The sequence below is a fragment of the Helicobacter rappini genome, assembly GCF_900198625.1.
In the GTDB taxonomy this organism is placed as follows: Bacteria; Campylobacterota; Campylobacteria; order Campylobacterales; family Helicobacteraceae; genus Helicobacter_A; species Helicobacter_A rappini.
Window position 1 is genome coordinate 1 of the sequence record NZ_FZPK01000002.1, and the last position, 17,573, is coordinate 17,573.

The window sequence follows — 17,573 nt, forward strand, 5'->3', positions numbered from 1 at the left end:
TACAGAATCTATACAGGGGGATTCTCATGCAATAATAAAAGGAGAGAGACAAGAGCATATTGGGCGATGTTTTACGCAAAAAAAGTGGCAAAGGATATTGATGTATTTGCTGCTAATAATCATAGCACAACCGCAAACTCAAGCATATTTCTCAATGCTGATGAAAATATGACTTTTGACTCTTATCTAAACAGGTGCATGGGGGTTAGGATTCAAAGTTTATAGCACCTAAACATATATGGAATCCAAATCTCACAACACCCTTTGTTTTTCAATCTCTTTGTAGATTTCAAATTCATCTTGTGCCAAAATATCATTAAAGCCTTCAAGCATAATGCCGCATTCATAGCCTTTACTCACCTCTTTTACATCATCTTTAAATCGTTTGAGACTTGCTATCTTGCCACTCCATAGCACTACACCATTGCGTAAAACTCTCACACTTAAATTCTTTTCAACCTTGCCATCAAGCACCATACAACCTGCAATAGTCCCAAGCTTTGCTACCACAAAAGTCTCTCTTACACTCACATTACCCACGACTTCTTCTTCGATAATAGGCGACATAAGCCCGCTTAATAAGGCTTTCATATCATCGATTAAATCATAAATAATCGCATAGCTTTTAATGGTAATGCCTAAGTCTTTTGCAAGGTTTTTAATCTCATTTGTTGGGCGGACATTAAAGCCTAGCACGACACAATTGCTACTTGCATTTGCTAAGTCTAGATCGCTTTGTGTGATTCCACCGATACCAAAGCTAATGACATTGATTTCTACTTCTTGATTATTTAGCCCTTCTAGGCTTGCTTTAATAGCTTCAAGGCTTCCTTGCGTATCAGCACGCAAGATAACAGGCACACTTTTAATCTGTCCTTTTGCCACCATTGAGCTTAACTCATCAAAGGTTACTTTTGTGCTTTTGCTGAGTTGTTTTTGCCTTAAATATGCACTTCTTTTGTTTGCCATCTCTCTTGCGATAGAATCATTTTCTACCACTTGCAGCAAAGCCCCTGCACTTGGCACTTCTGATAGTCCAGTGATTTGTGCTACACCGCTTGGCTCTAGTCTAGTAATGCTTTTGCCCGTGTCATCTTTTAGCGTCCTTACCTTACCATAGGCAGTATCTGCCACAATGCTTTGCCCGATTTCTAGCACACCCTGCTGCACGATAATAGTCGCCACAGACCCTTTACCTACCTGCTGACTACCCTCTAGCACAATAGCTTTTGCTTTAGCCTTTTTACTTGCCCTTAATTCTAGAATCTCTGCTTGTATAAGGATTGTTTCTAAAAGCACATCTACGCCTTCACCTGTCTTTGCACTGATAGGGATAAACTCATATTCACCGCCCCAATCCATAGGTGTAAAGCCAAGCTCCGCACACTCTGCTTTTAGCTTATCTGGATTTGCACCTTCTTTATCCATTTTATTCATAGCGATAATGATTTGCACATTCGCAGATTTTGCGTGATTTAGGGCTTCAATACTTTGTTGTTTTACCCCATCATCTGCGGCTATTACAATGATAGCTATGTCTGTAACTTGTGCGCCACGACTTCTCATCTGTGCGAATGCTTCATGTCCGGGCGTATCAATGAAGCTTATCCATTTATCATTTTTTTGCACCATATATGCACCAATATGCTGGGTGATTCCCCCTGCTTCGCTACTTGCAATGCGTGAGTTTCTAATATAATCTAGCAGTGAAGTCTTACCATGATCTACATGTCCCATAATCGTAACAACAGGCGGTCTATGCTCTAAATCAGATTCTATAATCTCTTCCTCTTCGACTAAAGGCACATTTGCTTGAATGCTTACATCAATATTGTATTCACTTGCTAGAATCTCGATTGTATCCTTATCAAGGAAGTCATTTTTTAGCATTTTCACACCAAGCAAAAAGAGTTTGCCAAGCACATTGCCTAACTCTAGATTTGCCTTTTCAGCAAACTCATATACGCGTATCTCTTCAGGTAATACAAGTGAAGTTATGGCTTCAGTTTGTTCTTTACCTTTATTATTACGCATTTTTTTACCCTTGCCTTTTGAAGGTCTAGCAATTGAGCCTTCTTTCATCCATGGGCTATAGCGATTGACTTTAATCTTATCGTTTAGCTCATTTTTCTTCACCCTTTCTTCTTCAAAACTCTCTTTTGGGCTATTATCTTCATATAAATCAATAAGCATGATTTCATCTTGCTCATCATCATAGCCAAAGCCGCCCATATCGCGTTCCATGCTGATGATATGTGAAGAGTGCTTTTGCTGCGGTTTATTTGTGTTTTTGTCCTTTTTCTTTTTTACCTTTTCTTTGCGTTCAACATTCTTTAAGGTATCAAGTATTTGTGTAGCGCTACGCAAACTAGAATTTGAATCATCTTTCTTTTTGCTTGTAGTTTGGACTTCGTCATTTTTACTGATTACACGGATTGCACTTATTCGTGGTTTTTTTAACTGACTTGGGTCTATTCCTTGTGGGAGTTCAGAATCTCTTTTTGCCTCTGTGCTTGGTGTAGATTCTATAGGCTTTATTGGTGCTTCTTGCTTTGTTTCTTTTAATGTTGTTTCTGTGTGTATGGTTTCTTTAGCTGTTGTTTCGATGATGGCTGTGCTGGATTGCTCTTTTTTTATCGTATTTTCTGTTTGTGTTTTAGCTACTACTTTTTGTGGCTCTTCATCACTCCTTCTTACAATCTGGATAGATTTTTTAGGTTTAATATCACTTGTTTGCACCGCTTTTGGTGTAGCTTGTGTTTCATCTTTGTTTAATGTTTCTTGTGTATCTTTTTTGGTTGATTTTTGCTTTTTTGTGGTTTTTTGTGCTGTAATGTCAGTTTCTGCTTCAGTTTGTGCGTCATCATTTTTATCTGTTTTTTTAGCCTTAGAATCTTTTTTAGCCTTTGTTTTTTCAGTCGCTGGCACAAAACCATCAGGCAAACTTCCTGTTGTAATGTAGTTATAAAGCATTTCTGCTTCTTCTGTCGTAATGGTGCTTGATACATTCCGCACTTTAAAACCTAGCTCTTTAGCTTTATCGAGTATATCTTTTGGATTTTTTGCAGCTTCATCTGCGATTTCTTTAATACTTACTTTTGACATATTTGTGCTATCTCCTCGATTTGTTCTTGCAGATTCTCTGCTTTTTTAACAATCCTTTTAATAATTTGCTGTGTTTTGCGTTGTGGCAAACACATATAGCATACATAAAAACTTCGCCCGCTACCATCATAAAGTTGCAATGCAGATTCTAAAACCTTAAATCGTATGAGATTTTTTTGCAAATCCCTTTGTCTGCATACAACACACATACGCACACTTTTTGTAGCATAGTATCGTGTAACCTTACTCACATGCACCTATCCTTTCTCAATCTTAACACCATCATTGTCAAAATCAAGTGTTAAAACGCGAAATTTTGAGAATCTAGACATAAGTTGCTTTGCTAATCGCCTTGCATCATCGCTATAACATAGATTAAACATAGAAGAGCCACTGCCAGAAAGTGTGCTCATAAGCGCACCATTTTGCAAAGCATGTTTTTGAATCTCAAAAAGTATGGGAAAGGTTGCCATACGAACTTGCTCGTGCATTCTATCAAGTGAGCCCTCACGCAGTAAATCCCATCTTTGCATACCAAAGGCAAGGCTTAAAACCGAAGCATGAGAGAGATTAAAGACACAATCTTGCACACTATAAGCTTTTGGCAATACGCCTCTTGCTTTTTTGGTAGACATAGGCTGATAGGGGACTACCATTACAGCTTTAAGATTCTTTGGCATATTTTGTCGCAAATAGACTACTTTTGATTTATTATTATGTGTCTTTAAAAAACTTGCATTAAAGCCGCCCATAGTCGCTGGTGTGATATTATCAGGGTGATTTTCATGATGCAAAGACAGATTTAATACTTCATCTTTATTTGGTATTTTTCCTGCCATTTTAAACGCACTAAAAATCGCCCCAACAATAATAGCACTCGATGATCCCATACCCCTTGCCACAGGTATATTATTTTGAAATGTAAAGTGAAATTGGGACTTGCCACCAAGCTTTTTATATGTGTGCATAAAGATTCTTACAAATGTATTATCTTGCGTGAAATGTGGATTCATCTTCCCTTCACCGCTGATGGTAATATGCTGTTCTTTTGCTTCTTCTATGCTAAAATAATTGCGAAACCCTAATGATATGCCTAGACAATCAAATCCCGGTCCTAAATTTGCACTGGTAGCAGGCACTGAAAAATTCAAACTTCAATTCTCCATATTTTTAATCTGTTTTTAAGGTTACAAGGCTTTTGTAAAGATATCGTGGTATTATAGCAAAGGATTCTCTATTTTACTACAAATAAAACAAAGCAGAAGCTACAAATAAGCCGATATTAAACACGCAACAAAATGCAAGCACAACAATAAAGCGGACAATGCTAACCCACCATGTATGTCGTCCAAAATTTTTCCTAGCCTTAAAAGGCTTTGTGCTAACTAACCCCAAGAGATAAAATATAAGCAATATAATAATGCTAGAAAATGATAAAATAATTTGTGAGTGAAGTGCAGCACTAAGCTTTATCTGCTCCATATCCGTGTGTGAATTGACAAGATAGATAAAGGTTATAACACAAGAGAGAATCCAAGCAAATAATATCTGTAAATTTAGAATCTTATATGATGAAAAAACACTCATAAGCAGCATCACACAGCAAAATAAAGCAATCGTAATAATATAGATAAAAGGCGAGTCGTGTAACAAAAACACAATCTGGTCTATATGAATGAGTGAAGTGATAGTTTGAAAAAGATTAGCTAAAAAATCCATATATTTCCTTGAGCTTATGTGATAAAGCATTGTTGTATTTAACTAAGTAAAGAAACTAGACTTAGAATCTTTAAAACATGCTTTATAAGTTCTCATTATATCTAAATTTTATATCAACTTCTTAACCCTCAGCATGCTTTATCTTAGAATTTAGTGAGATTGTATTTACATTGAGTAAGCAAGATAATGATTTTATGTTTTTTCATGAATGATGGTAAATAAACACCGCTTAAATGCTAAAGACTTGCAAATCATTCGAACCAAACTATATAGATTTCGGGTAATTCTAATGCGCTCCAAAACAACCTTGCATTTATTTGGCTAACACCTTCTTATGATTCCACATAAACATGATAAATCGCACTTTTCAATACTTTAATCTAATTTATTGCAATATCTTTCCATGATTTTAGCGAATTCGGGCGGTATTAAATCAAATATAGAGTGGATGGTAAATACAGAATGCTGGCATATATACATCTAAAATAATAAAATTAAAGTTCTTATACCAATACAAAAACTTCCATATCACCAAAGATTCTAGATGAAACTATACTTAACCGCATTATGAGCCTAGCATATAAGTATCCAAGTGACACAATGCAATAAAGATGATTTTCCATCTGTAATGATATTTTATAAGCCCAGCAGCATCAAATCTTATAGCGCCGACCATTGAGGCTTCTACACAATAATAATATTGATGGAATGCTTTAAGTTCTAAAATCCCATCCGCAATAGCTGTAACCACTATGGTTATCATGAATGGTAATGACATACTGTGTCTTTTCATAAGATATAATATCCAGCATAATATAAGCCAAAATCATTGCAATATTAACTCATATTTTACAGATTCTTTTTCCTACAAAGTTTTACAAGCTTTTATATTTTAGTGACTACCTTAAAGTTTGCTGCAAAGATTCTATTTCTTGCATACTATATCCAGCCTCTAGTCTTGCCTCTATATTTGGAATCTTGCCTATGATATTAAAGTCATAGCCTTGCAATATCTCACATAAACTGCGATTATCGTTATAAAGCTTTTGTGCGTAATTGAGCCATTTTACACCTTTTGAGACATGCCCTATTTCATCATGTAAGATTCTATCAAGTGCAGCAAGAATCTGTGATTTTAGCGGTGTTTGTGCTTGTTCTATCTTCTTTCTTACAAATGGATTTGCATCAAGTCCTAAGGCTTCTAAGCCCTTATGCACGAGTGCCATACGATCAATTAAAGTCTGTGTGCTTTGCATAGCGCAAAACAGATTATCATGCACGAAAAAATCCCCATAGTTATACCCGATCTCTTTTAGTAAAGATTCTAAAAGCTTAAAATGCAAAACCTCTTCACCAGCAAGAGTGATAAAATCATAATAATATTCAAGCGGTAAATGTCGAAAACGATATGCCGCATCAAGCCCTAAATCAATCGCATTGTATTCTATATGTGCGACTGAATGCAGGATTTTTGCTAGGGCTTCTTTTGAGTTTCCGCCCTTTGGTCTTTGCAAACGCGTAGGGTGTATAACCTTGCAAAAAGGGGCATAAGAAGGTGTTTTTATACTCTTAATTTCAATATCATGCTGCATATTATATGTGTAGAAATTTGCCTGTAAATATTCTACTTTTTGTAATTTTAAATCAATTTGCGTAGTGGTGAGTGCATCAAAAACTGCGGTAAAAAACTCCATTTATGCTCCATTTCTATCTTTCAGATTCTAACATAACATTGGTGCAAGGTGTAATTAGGACTTTGGCGTGAGATTCACATTTATGTTTTAAGAGAGAATTAAGATCTAAAGTTGCATTGCAAACTTTGCTGCTTCAACATGACAATTACTGCAATTATATTTCAAAAACCCACAATATAAAATACTATAATACCCCTACAATTCCCACTCGTCTTTCATTTGCAAATGTCCTTGCACTTGCGTTTTAATGTCATCATACACAAAGCTCTCTCTAAAACTATCAATTCGACCGCCGCTTGCATTCTTATGTCCGCCGCCATTAAAGCACATTTGACTTAATGCACTTACATCGCAATTCCCATTTGATCGCAAACTCACATTACCCCTATTGCTTACATCCATGTAAAAATCAAACTCTTCATTCTCTTGCAAAAACTTATTTGCCACAACAGAAATGCCACCCATGCCATAGCTTAGAAAGCCAACCTTATCTTCAAAATACACCTTGCATTGCTCTTTCTTTGTCTCAAGCAGTTTGACTTGTGCGCGTGAGATGATATTATCCATTGTTTCACTATCTTTATTTCCGCCTAGCACTTCTTTTTTGATAAAAAATAGCGCATTATCAAAGCCCACTTCATCGAAAGCTTTTCCATCGATTAAACCGCCGCTTTTTTCTGTGCTATATTCAATGAAAAAGTTACGCGCAAAATCTAGTAATTTAAGCTTATAATTTCTATTTTCATCATCAAACATAAAGCGATTAAACTCATTACTTGATGCAATAAGACTCATAGCCACCTTGCCAAACTCAAAGCCAAAGCCATCTTCAAGCCATATATCCACAGAGTTAATCATCTCAACGATAGGCTTTAGCCACTGCTGCACAGAAGTATCTAAGCCAAAGCGATCTAGCAAATATTCATAAGTAATCTTTGTTGCACAGCGATTAATATCAAGATAATACCAGCTATACATATTCGCACTCTCTTCGCCTGTAGCATGATGGTCTAGCAGCACAATCTCAACATCTACTTGTGCCATTTTTAGCTCTTTTACTTGTTCGCTTAGAAATTTTGATTCATTTAGTGTGAGATTTAAATCTGTGATAAGGATTATAAACTGCTCTTTTTGCGGGGTGCTACTTTTCTCTCGCTCAACTTTTACTGGTTTGCCAAATAGCATACTCACATTTTCTGTTTGTGCCTTGTGAGATTCTATATCACGCAAAATAGCTTGTAATCTCACCATGACTTCTCTGCCATAGTTTGCATTATAGAATGTAATGTCTTTGAAAAATTCACGCGAAACAAACTGACAGCCATAGCCATCTAAATCGATATGTGATAAATGATAAACTTTCATAATAGCTCTTTTTGTAGAAAATATATTTAATCAATCCGTGAAATTATAGCAAAAAAGCTTACTATTGCAAACGAAAATAAGCGTTAAGTAAAAGTTCATTTATATTTACTTATTCAAAGATTTTAACAAATATTAGGCAAAATTTCATGTATCATTGTGAATAGAAATATGGTAACAACAAGTAGATTCTCACATTATAACATGGAGTAATACAATTATGATAGCTATCTTATTTGATTGTGAAAATGTATCATCTACGCATATTCCCTTTATCCTTCAAAGATTAAAGCGATTTGGTAAAGTAGTCCTTAAGTATGCCTTTAAGGATTGGAGTAGGCAAAGCGATTGGACACAACAAGTGGTTGAAGAATATGGTATGATACCCATTCAGGTTTTTCGACACAAAAATTTTAAAAATACCAGTGATTTAAAAATCCAAGCAAGTGCCTATAAGATTCTGTATGAAAGCAATATAGAGCATATCTGTATCGTCTCAAGCGATAGTGATTTTAGAGATATAGCCCTAGAGATTCAGGCAAAAGGTAAGATTTCAATTGGTTTTGGCGAGATGAAAACGCCAGAATCGCTGCAAAATGCCTATACGCATTTTATCCACCTACAAAGCAAAATAACGAATAATAACCAAGCAATCACCAATAAATCCGCCACAAATAAAACCCCCACTACTAATAGCAAACAAATATCTACAAAAAGTGCTACACCACCAAAACCTAAAGAATTAATGATTTTAGAAAATGCCATTCAAGCCCTGCAAGATAAACAAGGATTCTGTCAAGTTGCCAAGCTTGCAAGGTATTTAGCACGGCAAGATAACACCTACACACTACAAGGAATCTTTAGGGCAAAAAAATGGGCAAATGTTTTTGATAGATACCCCTCAAATCTACATTACGAGCTTACCGGTAAAAATAACAGCACTCTTATTGTGTGTATTAAAAACTAAGAGTTAAAAGATTTAAAACACGAGAGTTTGTTGGGGTTAAATTTTGATATAAGCTAGTAAAGATTCTAATAGTTGGGGAGTTATAGATAAAAGGTTGCAGCAAATAAGTTGCTTACCTTTATTGCATTGCATGAATACCTAAGAATCTTTTAGAGTATTGTGGAAAGTAGTTTTACGCAACGATACTAGAGATTCCATAGAATCTCTAGCGAACATTAAGATTCTAAGACCTAAAATTACTCCGCAAAGATAACCATATCAGCTGTGATTTCACTGCCAAATTCACTTGCTAAAGTTGCATTATAAGCTTCTTTAAAAAAGCCTTCTTTTTGTAAGGTATCAATTTCAGTATTAAGCCAATCTAGCAATTCTTTATTACCTTGTTTAACTGCTGGGGCGATTACATCTTGCTCACCGATAGATTGGATTCCCACTTTATAGTCTGGATTATGTTTTACCCACGCATAAAGCATTGTAGAATCATGAGAAAGCGCATCACCTTTTCCTTGCTGGAATGCTTGGAAAGTCTCTGTGTTTTGCTCGAATTTAAGTAAGTTTATACCGCTTTGCTTACTGAAATAAATGTCTGCTGTTGTGCCTTTATTGACTATCAAAGTTTTACCTTGCAATTGCTCTTCACTTGTGATAGCACCATCTTTGCTAACCACACCTAGCGTTACTTTCATATAAGGCTTTGCAAAATCTACTTGCTTTTCTCGCTCTGGTGTTTTTGTAAAGTTTGCCATGATAATATCTACTTTATTTGCTTTTAAAGCACTAGCCCTAGCTGCCGCTTCAACAGGCACAAATTCAATCTTATTCTCATCGCCTAGCAAATCTTTTGCAAAACGCTTTGCGATATAGACATCAAAGCCTTTGTATTCATTATTTTCATAATATCCAAATGGTGGCTTATCGCTGAATACACCGATACGAATCTTGCCATTATTTTTGATTGTCTCAATGGCACTTTCTTGCTTTTTTGTCTCTTCTTGTTTAGAATCACCACATGCAAGTAGTCCAAGCATAATTGCACCACCTAAAACTAACGCCGCACTAGAACGAAAAATCCCTTTAAAATTAAAAGCCATTACTGCTCCCTTTCTAAAATAAAATAAAGTTGCAAGTGTAGCATATTCTTGCCTTATATGCAACAAAATTATAAAAATATTGCATTGTTATAGAATCTTGTATATAAAAACTTCATATTTTAGAGTTTATTTACAATATAGTTAGAACATAAATCGCAATCCGCCATTAATCTCAAATGTGCTTGGCACACCCCTGCTAAAATGCGTGCTGCTTATATGCGTAATAGCACTTAGAGTTTGTGTGATACCAAACTCAAGCATGGCGTTAAACTCGCTTTGTGTAAGATTTTTTCTATTGCCACCATAATAATTTGAGCCATTAAAGAAAGTTGCACCATAGGCAAAATACATATTGAGCTTATTATCAAGCAAACCAAGCCTTGTTGCCGCATAGATTAAATGTGCGTTATTTCCCATTTTGATAGCACGACCACCCCATACAAAAAAGGGCTGAATATTTGTATAAAAAGTGTTTGACATATCTGCTTGTGTGCCATTACCCACGCCTAAGATTCCAAGACTACCCATTCCTGCGTTACCACTTGCAACATAGCCAATCATCGCATCAATATTTTTATATCCAATGGTAACTTTAGAATCAAAAAGGAATGTATTATTATGAAAAGACTTTAGACTTTTATGATCTTCAAAACTCCCAGCAAAACCCAAGTCAGCACCAAACCACCATACATTGCCACCATTAAATCTTGTAGCAAAATGCCCTCTTATGCCCGCAGTCGCAAACACACTTGGTATAAAGGTGGTAAAACCACTCATATACGCACTATTTTTTATATCTTTTTGATCGCCATTAAAATAGTATTTTACCCCAACATTAAACCAACCTGTTTTATCAAGGGGCATAAATCGTGTCATTTCATAATAGCTTACACGACCAAAATTATACGCCCATATCGCTTCAATCACAAGATTTCTCACACTCCCATTTCTCACCCAGATCCCATCAATTAAGTGATTAATCCATGGGCTAATAGGCTGAAATCTCCCTGCTTTAATCGCTGTATCACCATCAAAATATTCTATAAAAGATTCCCCTAAAGCTACACTGCTACCACCTAAGACTTCATTGCCTGTATTGTTATAGAAGTATTTTTTCACTCCATCGTTATAGTTTAATAAGCCTTGAGCGGCACGAAAAGATATTGCCGCACGCAAATTATAATAAAATCCAGTGGTATAACCAAGCCCAACAGAAGCATTAAGCAATCCTGTATTACCTAAGAATCTACTTGAGCCATAAAGATTATTTGTATAATATCCACCGCCACCACTTGACATAAAATTCCCATATAACACAATATCAACTTGTTTTGTGCCATTAAGCAGGGCAGAATCAAGTGTTTTATATTGCCCAAAAGCTAAAGCAATCGTTAAAAAAAATAAAATAAAAATACGCATAACATTCCTTGTTGCATAGAATCTAAATATGGTGAAAATAAATCCGTTATTCTATCCAAAGATTATCAAGCAATCGTATCTTTCCAATGCGAACTACAAGTAAAAAAATGCAATTTTGTGCTTTTGTAGCAAAAGTTAAATCATGATTGTAAAAATCCATATAATCTATGTTTAGATTCCCTAGAATCTTTTCTGCTTCTTGTTTTAATATAGCAATATCTCTTATATTTTGCTGTGTGATGAGATCTTGTAAATGAAATATCGTTTTGGGAATCGCAAGGGCTAGTTGTCTCTCACTCTCACTCAAATATACATTCCTTGAGCTTAAGGCTAGATTGTCATAATCACGCACGATTGGCATACCTATGATTTCTATTGGTAGGCATAAATGTTGCACCATTTTCTTGATAATGAGTAGCTGCTGTGCGTCTTTTTGTCCAAAATATGCCCTTGTAGGCGAAATGAGATTAAAAAGCTTTAGCACGACTTGCAATACCCCTCTAAAATGCGTGGGACGATAGTATCCCTCAAGGATATAGCCCATCTTTTTGGGCGGTTCTATTGTGATTTCATCATCATCTGTGTATAGAATCTCACTCGTTGGCGCAAATACAATATCAACGCCTACTTCCCTGCATATTTCAATATCTCTCTCAAGTGTGCGTGGATAAGTGGATAAATCTTCTGTTGGGCTAAACTGCGTTGGATTCACAAAGATAGAGACAACGGCTATATGATTTTGTGCGACATTAGATTCTATAAGGCTTTTATGTCCGTTATGTAAAGCCCCCATAGTCGGCGTGAAACCAATATCAAGCGAAGTGAAATGTATATTAGAATCTTTATTTTCATTATGCAATTTTGCATGACTCATGCCCGTTTGGATACATATAGTTTGATTTGGTTTGGTTGTTTGATTATGATTTAAAACTTGTTTTGTATTGTCTGTTTGGCTGTAATGTAATAGTCGCTTTGTGTCTTCTGTGTGATTGTCTTGCAAAGTTTGTTTGGTGTTTTTTATGTGATTATTATATGGGGCTTGTTGTGTTTCATCTACTTGATTGTAGCTTACAATTTGTTTTGCTTCATCTGCCTGTGTGTCGTGTAAAGCTTTTTCTGTATTGCTTGTTTGCATATGGCATGGAGTGTGTTTTGTATCATCTATGTGATTGTAATTTAAATCTCGTTTCGTGTTATCTGTTTGAATATTTGTTTGTAAAAAAGCAATATATTCTTGTTGCTTTACTTGCAAGGCTTCTTGTAGCTCCTCTTTTGTCGTTGCTATAATGCAATTTTTATGTTGTTGCTTAAATGCCTTATAGTCGTAGTTTTTATAATCGCAATCTTGTTGGTTTTGTAACATAATATTTGCCCTTATCGCTTGTAGAAATAAAACGCTATTGTAGCGATTTATTCAAATCTTTTGTGGATTTTACGATGAAAAGTGCAAGATTTTATTGCGTGGCTTTAGAATCTTATAATTGTCATATTGAGTAAGCTAATCTTTCTAACTCGTTGCAAAAGAGATACTTTGTGTCTTGAATTCAATATGACAAGATTCGAGATTTTTATCCAAGTGGGTAGGTGCAAGGTAGGGGGTGCAAAATTTAAAGAATCTAACTCCCACGCCAAACCCCCTAACACACCAAAATCTCTAAGTCTCTAAAGTATTTTTTAAGCACAAATTTATCTTGACTCTTATCATTAACATAGTCTTTATTCTCAACTTCTACCAAAGCTTTTAATCTCACATTATATGAGCCTTCTTTATTAAAAGACTTTAAGATATTATCCTTTTGACTACTCACTTCACCATCTCCAAAATCCCATTCAACTTCTACTAACTCAATAGAAGTAACAATATGAAATCCTATCACTTCATCAATGGCTATAACACTCTTAGTAGCATATATCTCTAGTATAGTAGTATCAAAGTCTGTATTGTAGTCAGGTATTTACACCTTTTTCCACTCATCTGTGTAATCACTGATTGGAGCTTCACCTATTGCTTTGAGTGCATTAACAGTTGTTTGCTGCATATCATAGCTTTTAAGTAAGTCTGGTTTATTTGCATTTGATAGGACATTTTGATAGCTATTACTGATTGATGTTTTTTGGCAATTAGCCTTATTTATCTATGCGTTATCATTGACACTTTTATGTAATACTTCTGCCTTGATTTTATCTTGCAAGGCTTGAGCTTGAAGTTGAGCTGTTTGCATTTTACTTGCTTGTATCTTAAAAAAGCTTTCTTTCACTTGATTTGATAGCATTGCTACTTCTTTCTCTCTTTTATTGTTATTTTGCCTAATATGCCTAAAGCACTTTGATTTTGTGCGTCTCTTGTGGCTACTTCGTTTTGGTCTATGGTTAATGCTGTTTGGACTGCACTTTGAAATACTCCTAAAAATGTTTTAGCCATAAAATCACTATAAGCTAGGGCTTTTTGGTCATCTGTAAAAGCGTAGCTCTATTAAAACATATTTTGGCATATACTTTATAAAGCTATCTAAGGCGTCTTTATAATTTAGCTATCTTTCATCTTAGCTTCTATAAAAAACTAAGATTCTGAAAATCAAAATTCTCTTGTGTAATGCAGTTAAGAAACAACCTGCGAACTTTTATCAATACAAAAGCGTTATAGAATCATACATATCCTGCATGGCTTGTTTTTTACTAGGATTATTGTGAGTTAGCATATATTTATGAAACATATTTGCAATGCTTCGTGTGATAATGTCTGTCTCAATATTTACTCTGCGACCTATCTTGTAATCCATAAAAAGTGTATTCTGCATTGTATGTGGGATTATCACAAGACTAAAGCTAGAATCTTGCACTTCATGTATCGTAAGGCTAATGCCATCAATACATACACTGCCCTTATCTACCATGTAAGATAGGGCTTTTTGCGTTGTTTCTATGTGGAAAACATGCTGATTTGCCTGCATTTCTCTAGACTTTATCACGCCGATAGAATCAATATGCCCCTGCACGATATGTCCATGCAATCCATCGCCTAAACGCAAGGCTGGCTCGATATGCACTAGCCCTTGCAAGTTTTCTGTGGCGATTAATGAGGCACTCTCTTTACTAAGCTCTACGCTAAAATGCGTTTTTGTGCTTTCTATGGCGGTAAGACATGCTCCATTAACTGCTATACTATCGCCTATATTTGGGTTTAAATCAGATTCTAAACACAGGATTTGATCGCGATAAAAACGCACTTTTGCAAATTGTCTCACAAGTCCGCTAAACATAACTTTCTCCATACTAAATGCGTAATCTTACCATAATCATGTGGCTACTCAATATTTGTGCTGTTTTTTTGTCTTGTATGTAGCATGATTGTAACTTCATCTAGCTGTTTTGTCTCTTGTTTGTTGTTTTCTAGCGTTTGTGCATCTTTGGCTTTGTTGTAGAGATATAGCGTTTTTTCATGTTCTAGGTGTGCTATGCGGATTTGCTGCTTAATGTATTCTTGCTCTTCTTTCAAAATGCCTATTTGCCTTTGAATCTCGCGTATTTCATAGAGATAGGCTTGGATAGAATCTTTTTGACTTTGATAAGCACTGAAGCTACCAGATGAGGGCATAGGAATACTAGCAATCTGCGTATTGATAGAATCTATATCAGCATATTTACGCGTGATTAATGTTTGATTGCGTAATAGGTTTTTTTCCTGCATATCGAGTTGTTGCTTTGCGATTTTTACAAGATTAACAAGCTGTTTTGTCATAACATGTCCTTGAATACAAATAAGCACTCTGCATTATAGCATGTGATTTTGAAACTACATTAAAACGCTATGGCTAGATTCTATATTTGGCTAAATCTCACTTTGCTTCTAATACTTATTTTGTAAAATAGAATCTATTATCTCAATTAAAAGGGAAATTATATTGCTAAAGTGTGTTTATAGTTTTTCTTTCATTTTCTATTTTGCATGCAGACACACTAAAAAAATGTAAAGGTAAGGAAGATTTTATAAGCGGTTGTTAGAGAGAAAATATTATTACAATGGGGATCTTTGGGTAGAAAGACCATACAAAAATGACAAAATAGAAAGCATAGAAAAAAGGTATGATGAAAATGGAAAATTGCGATTAGAATCATCAGTTTTAAATAATCTATTGCGTGGAGATATGAGATTCTACGCGGAAGATAAAAAGCTGCTAACCTTGATTAAAACACAAGGCGGCAAGTTTATAAGCGCTAAATGCTTTAATGATAAAGCCTTAACAAATAAAGATTTAGAAGAGACGGACAAACTTAAAAGCATTAGCCAAGCAATTAAATATTTACAAGAGATATGCCTTACAAAGTGATACCAAATAGACTTTGATTAAAGCCATATAGCATACTTTTAGATTCTATGTTTAAGATTTGATTCTAGATTATAAAAGTTGTCGTATTGAGCGGAGCAAAACATCTGATGTAGAATCTAAGCAAAGCCTAAATTCTAAAACAGATTCAAATAAAGATTTTTCACCTATGGCTTAAAACGACAAGAATCTAAATCAAAGTATAAAACCTGACACTTGGTGTCTGTCAAGGGGAAGTTTGATGAGAAACCAACAAGCAATTTCTACCCCCTGTGCCTTGAAAATGTAATATGTTATTTTACCCTATCTTTAGAATCTATCTTTTATCCCGCATATCACTTCCTTTTCTCTGCTTGTTTAATCGCTTGTAAATACTCTGTATCGCTTAGCTTATCGCCCCATATCACATTAGAATCCTTGTTATATTGCGTTAGGGCGATATGTGTGCCGCTAGATTCTAGCCCAGCTCCGTGCCAATGCGCTACATTTGGCGGACAAGAAATGCTCTCCCCTACTTCTGCTTTGTGGATAATGCCATCTTTTGTGCCTGTGTAAATCACACCTTGCGTAACAATGAGTGTCTGTCCAGCGGGGTGAGTATGCCAAGCACTCCTAGCCTTTGGGCTAAAATGCACCTTTGCACCGCTAAAATCTCGCCACGCATTTTTCTCAAAAAGCATTGTAACTCCAACTTCACCGCTAAAGATTCTAGAATCTCCCTTTATCTCTTTTGCCTCTTTTATAATCTCTTGCATAGATTTTTCTCCTTGTGCGAAACATATTGATACCATACTTGCTAATATACCTGATAGGATAAACCTATTTACTTGCATATTTGTCTCCTTTGAGTATTTGATAGAATCTAAGTTTTTAAGCAAATATTAGATTCTAAAATAAAAGTATAAAGCCTGACACCTAGTGTAGCTCAAGGGGCTTTGCATAATGCTTCTGCATTTTGTGCTAAATCTCATACCCAACCCCTTAGCCTTTAAGTGTTATGCTATCAAGTGCTGCAATGGCATTAAGACTTTTTGGATACCCAATATAAGGCACCAATGCCGTGATGACACCAAGTAGCCTTTCTCTATTATTACCCATAGCAAGATTCCCGCTTATATGGGCTTTTAGCTGTGATTCTGCCCCGCCTAAAGCTGCAAGATATACAAAAGTTAAAAGCTCTCTAAATTGAAGATCTATACCATCTCTTGTGTAATAATCCCCAAAGCAATTTGCTGATAAAAATCGCCTTATATGCTTCTCATCTTGCGGGGCTTGTGCGTTGGCTTTGTCAATTGTTGCACCAAAGATTTGTCGCTGAATGTTTAAGCCCTTTTCTTGCCTGTTTTTTCTTGTGGTTGTGCGTTTAGATTCTAAAGGCAGGGTAATATTATGGGCTGTAAAAATGCTATTTGTTATACCTATAAACGCACTCACTTGCCCAAACCCCACATAAGGCACGGCTTGATAGATAATCTCCTTAATCACAATGGGCTTTATACTATTTTTCAGTGCTGCTTGAAGCATAGTTTTATACATTTCCAGCGATTGTGTAGCTATCAGTGCTGCTAATGTAAGCTTGATATAGTCTTGCAATTCTAGCTTTGATTCTAAGATTGCTTCATCAAGGGCAAAGTTCATAAATATTTCAAAAAACTCTGCATCATCTGCGATGTCCATATCCAAAAAAAGCTGAGCAAAATGCTCTTTTGCTCTCTGTGTTAATTGCATTTTTATCTCCTTTTTCTTATGTATATTTTCTGCAAAAACAATATCACCCATAAGCAACGCTCCTGCTCCTATGCTAACTTTTTGTAAAAAATCTCTGCGATTTTGTTTTGTTTTCATTATGTGTCCTTTAAAATAAATGTGAAATATTTAGAATCTTATTGAT

General features: G+C 35.5%; 19 protein-coding genes. 3 read left to right on the forward strand and 16 right to left on the reverse strand.

Annotated elements, in window-relative coordinates; genetic code table 11:
• The coding region (locus tag C6H17_RS00015) for a hypothetical protein (protein WP_158654995.1) at positions 1 to 225 on the forward strand (225 nt) is incomplete at its 5' end.
• 27 nt (positions 226 to 252) lie between these two features.
• On the opposite strand, the gene infB is transcribed toward C6H17_RS00015, so the two are convergent.
• The 6 genes from infB to C6H17_RS00050 form a co-directional block, all read right to left on the reverse strand.
• Positions 253 to 3,105, reverse strand: coding sequence for a translation initiation factor IF-2 (gene infB / locus C6H17_RS00020; RefSeq protein WP_005217121.1), 2,853 nt, complete (start codon positions 3,103 to 3,105; stop codon positions 253 to 255).
• Positions 3,093 to 3,356 carry a DUF448 domain-containing protein gene (locus C6H17_RS00025; RefSeq protein ID WP_020995507.1) on the reverse strand — a complete coding sequence of 88 codons (264 nt, stop codon included), beginning with the start codon at positions 3,354 to 3,356 and terminating at the stop codon, positions 3,093 to 3,095. Before C6H17_RS00025 ends, infB begins: the two co-directional genes overlap by 13 nt.
• 6 nt (positions 3,357 to 3,362) lie before the next feature.
• A complete protein-coding gene (thrB, locus tag C6H17_RS00030) occupies positions 3,363 to 4,256 on the reverse strand; it encodes a homoserine kinase (RefSeq protein ID WP_020995508.1) in 894 nt (297 codons plus the stop codon).
• Positions 4,257 to 4,347: 91 nt separating this feature from the next.
• Positions 4,348 to 4,824 (reverse strand): hypothetical protein, encoded by a 477-nt coding sequence (locus C6H17_RS00035; RefSeq protein ID WP_020995509.1) that lies wholly within the window; start codon positions 4,822 to 4,824, stop codon positions 4,348 to 4,350.
• An 899-nt stretch (positions 4,825 to 5,723) separates the two neighbouring features.
• On the reverse strand, positions 5,724 to 6,518 hold the full coding sequence (locus C6H17_RS00045; RefSeq protein WP_005217127.1) for a ferritin-like domain-containing protein: 795 nt from the start codon (positions 6,516 to 6,518) through the stop codon (positions 5,724 to 5,726).
• Between the two features lie 195 nt (positions 6,519 to 6,713).
• Complete coding sequence (locus C6H17_RS00050) at positions 6,714 to 7,883, reverse strand: DHH family phosphoesterase (protein WP_004085759.1); 1,170 nt, start codon at positions 7,881 to 7,883, stop codon at positions 6,714 to 6,716.
• 217 nt (positions 7,884 to 8,100) lie between these two features.
• Between C6H17_RS00050 and C6H17_RS00055 the strand changes: the two genes are divergently transcribed.
• On the forward strand, positions 8,101 to 8,847 hold the full coding sequence (locus C6H17_RS00055; RefSeq protein ID WP_005217129.1) for an NYN domain-containing protein: 747 nt from the start codon (positions 8,101 to 8,103) through the stop codon (positions 8,845 to 8,847).
• 236 nt (positions 8,848 to 9,083) lie between these two features.
• On the opposite strand, the gene C6H17_RS00060 is transcribed toward C6H17_RS00055, so the two are convergent.
• The 8 genes from C6H17_RS00060 to C6H17_RS00090 all read right to left on the reverse strand — a co-directional run bounded on the left by C6H17_RS00060 (position 9,084) and on the right by C6H17_RS00090 (position 15,096).
• On the reverse strand, positions 9,084 to 9,938 hold the full coding sequence (locus C6H17_RS00060) for a transporter substrate-binding domain-containing protein (RefSeq protein WP_005217130.1): 855 nt from the start codon (positions 9,936 to 9,938) through the stop codon (positions 9,084 to 9,086).
• A gap of 141 nt (positions 9,939 to 10,079) precedes the next feature.
• Positions 10,080 to 11,357: a hypothetical protein gene (locus C6H17_RS00065; protein ID WP_005217132.1), complete on the reverse strand. Its 1,278-nt coding sequence runs from the start codon at positions 11,355 to 11,357 to the stop codon at positions 10,080 to 10,082.
• Between the two features lie 46 nt (positions 11,358 to 11,403).
• On the reverse strand, positions 11,404 to 12,231 hold the full coding sequence (gene panC / locus C6H17_RS00070; RefSeq protein ID WP_005217134.1) for a pantoate--beta-alanine ligase: 828 nt from the start codon (positions 12,229 to 12,231) through the stop codon (positions 11,404 to 11,406).
• 763 nt (positions 12,232 to 12,994) lie between these two features.
• Positions 12,995 to 13,234 carry a PKD domain-containing protein gene (locus C6H17_RS00075; RefSeq protein ID WP_020995511.1) on the reverse strand — a complete coding sequence of 80 codons (240 nt, stop codon included), beginning with the start codon at positions 13,232 to 13,234 and terminating at the stop codon, positions 12,995 to 12,997.
• Between the two features lie 258 nt (positions 13,235 to 13,492).
• The gene (locus C6H17_RS12015) at positions 13,493 to 13,630 is read right to left on the reverse strand and encodes a hypothetical protein (protein WP_020995512.1); all 138 of its coding nucleotides are present in this window, start codon (positions 13,628 to 13,630) and stop codon (positions 13,493 to 13,495) included.
• Positions 13,631 to 13,632: 2 nt separating this feature from the next.
• Positions 13,633 to 13,779, reverse strand: a complete 147-nt coding sequence (locus tag C6H17_RS12660; protein ID WP_194146753.1) for a hypothetical protein — start codon at positions 13,777 to 13,779, stop codon at positions 13,633 to 13,635.
• A gap of 202 nt (positions 13,780 to 13,981) precedes the next feature.
• Positions 13,982 to 14,617 carry a riboflavin synthase gene (gene ribE, locus C6H17_RS00085; protein ID WP_005217136.1) on the reverse strand — a complete coding sequence of 212 codons (636 nt, stop codon included), beginning with the start codon at positions 14,615 to 14,617 and terminating at the stop codon, positions 13,982 to 13,984.
• 44 nt (positions 14,618 to 14,661) lie between these two features.
• Positions 14,662 to 15,096: a flagellar FliJ family protein gene (locus tag C6H17_RS00090; protein ID WP_020995513.1), complete on the reverse strand. Its 435-nt coding sequence runs from the start codon at positions 15,094 to 15,096 to the stop codon at positions 14,662 to 14,664.
• 256 nt (positions 15,097 to 15,352) lie between these two features.
• On the opposite strand from C6H17_RS00090, the gene C6H17_RS00095 reads away from it, so the two are divergent.
• On the forward strand, positions 15,353 to 15,685 hold the full coding sequence (locus C6H17_RS00095; RefSeq protein WP_005217141.1) for a hypothetical protein: 333 nt from the start codon (positions 15,353 to 15,355) through the stop codon (positions 15,683 to 15,685).
• Between the two features lie 332 nt (positions 15,686 to 16,017).
• On the opposite strand, the gene C6H17_RS00100 is transcribed toward C6H17_RS00095, so the two are convergent.
• Together C6H17_RS00100 and C6H17_RS00105 are read right to left on the reverse strand one after the other, a co-directional pair.
• Complete coding sequence (locus tag C6H17_RS00100; protein WP_020995514.1) at positions 16,018 to 16,515, reverse strand: cupin domain-containing protein; 498 nt, start codon at positions 16,513 to 16,515, stop codon at positions 16,018 to 16,020.
• Positions 16,516 to 16,663: 148 nt separating this feature from the next.
• On the reverse strand, positions 16,664 to 17,527 hold the full coding sequence (locus tag C6H17_RS00105) for a carboxymuconolactone decarboxylase family protein (RefSeq protein WP_005217145.1): 864 nt from the start codon (positions 17,525 to 17,527) through the stop codon (positions 16,664 to 16,666).
• Between the last annotated feature and the right edge of the window lie 46 nt (positions 17,528 to 17,573).

What these genes read in the sequence shown, in the direction of transcription:
- infB (WP_005217121.1), bottom strand. Translation starts at nt 3,105, where the DNA reads ATGTCAAAAGTAAGTATTAAAGAAATCGCAGATGAAGCTGCAAAAAAT.
- C6H17_RS00055 (WP_005217129.1), top strand. Translation starts at nt 8,101, where the DNA reads ATGATAGCTATCTTATTTGATTGTGAAAATGTATCATCTACGCATATT.
- C6H17_RS00065 (WP_005217132.1), bottom strand. Translation starts at nt 11,357, where the DNA reads ATGCGTATTTTTATTTTATTTTTTTTAACGATTGCTTTAGCTTTTGGG.
- ribE (WP_005217136.1), bottom strand. Translation starts at nt 14,617, where the DNA reads ATGTTTAGCGGACTTGTGAGACAATTTGCAAAAGTGCGTTTTTATCGC.
- C6H17_RS00090 (WP_020995513.1), bottom strand. Translation starts at nt 15,096, where the DNA reads ATGACAAAACAGCTTGTTAATCTTGTAAAAATCGCAAAGCAACAACTC.
- C6H17_RS00105 (WP_005217145.1), bottom strand. Translation starts at nt 17,527, where the DNA reads ATGAAAACAAAACAAAATCGCAGAGATTTTTTACAAAAAGTTAGCATA.
- C6H17_RS00050 (WP_004085759.1), bottom strand. Translation starts at nt 7,883, where the DNA reads ATGAAAGTTTATCATTTATCACATATCGATTTAGATGGCTATGGCTGT.
- C6H17_RS00035 (WP_020995509.1), bottom strand. Translation starts at nt 4,824, where the DNA reads ATGGATTTTTTAGCTAATCTTTTTCAAACTATCACTTCACTCATTCAT.
- C6H17_RS00060 (WP_005217130.1), bottom strand. Translation starts at nt 9,938, where the DNA reads ATGGCTTTTAATTTTAAAGGGATTTTTCGTTCTAGTGCGGCGTTAGTT.
- C6H17_RS12015 (WP_020995512.1), bottom strand. Translation starts at nt 13,630, where the DNA reads ATGCTATCAAATCAAGTGAAAGAAAGCTTTTTTAAGATACAAGCAAGT.
- C6H17_RS12660 (WP_194146753.1), bottom strand. Translation starts at nt 13,779, where the DNA reads ATGGCTAAAACATTTTTAGGAGTATTTCAAAGTGCAGTCCAAACAGCA.
- panC (WP_005217134.1), bottom strand. Translation starts at nt 12,231, where the DNA reads ATGAGTCATGCAAAATTGCATAATGAAAATAAAGATTCTAATATACAT.
- C6H17_RS00045 (WP_005217127.1), bottom strand. Translation starts at nt 6,518, where the DNA reads ATGGAGTTTTTTACCGCAGTTTTTGATGCACTCACCACTACGCAAATT.
- C6H17_RS00100 (WP_020995514.1), bottom strand. Translation starts at nt 16,515, where the DNA reads ATGCAAGTAAATAGGTTTATCCTATCAGGTATATTAGCAAGTATGGTA.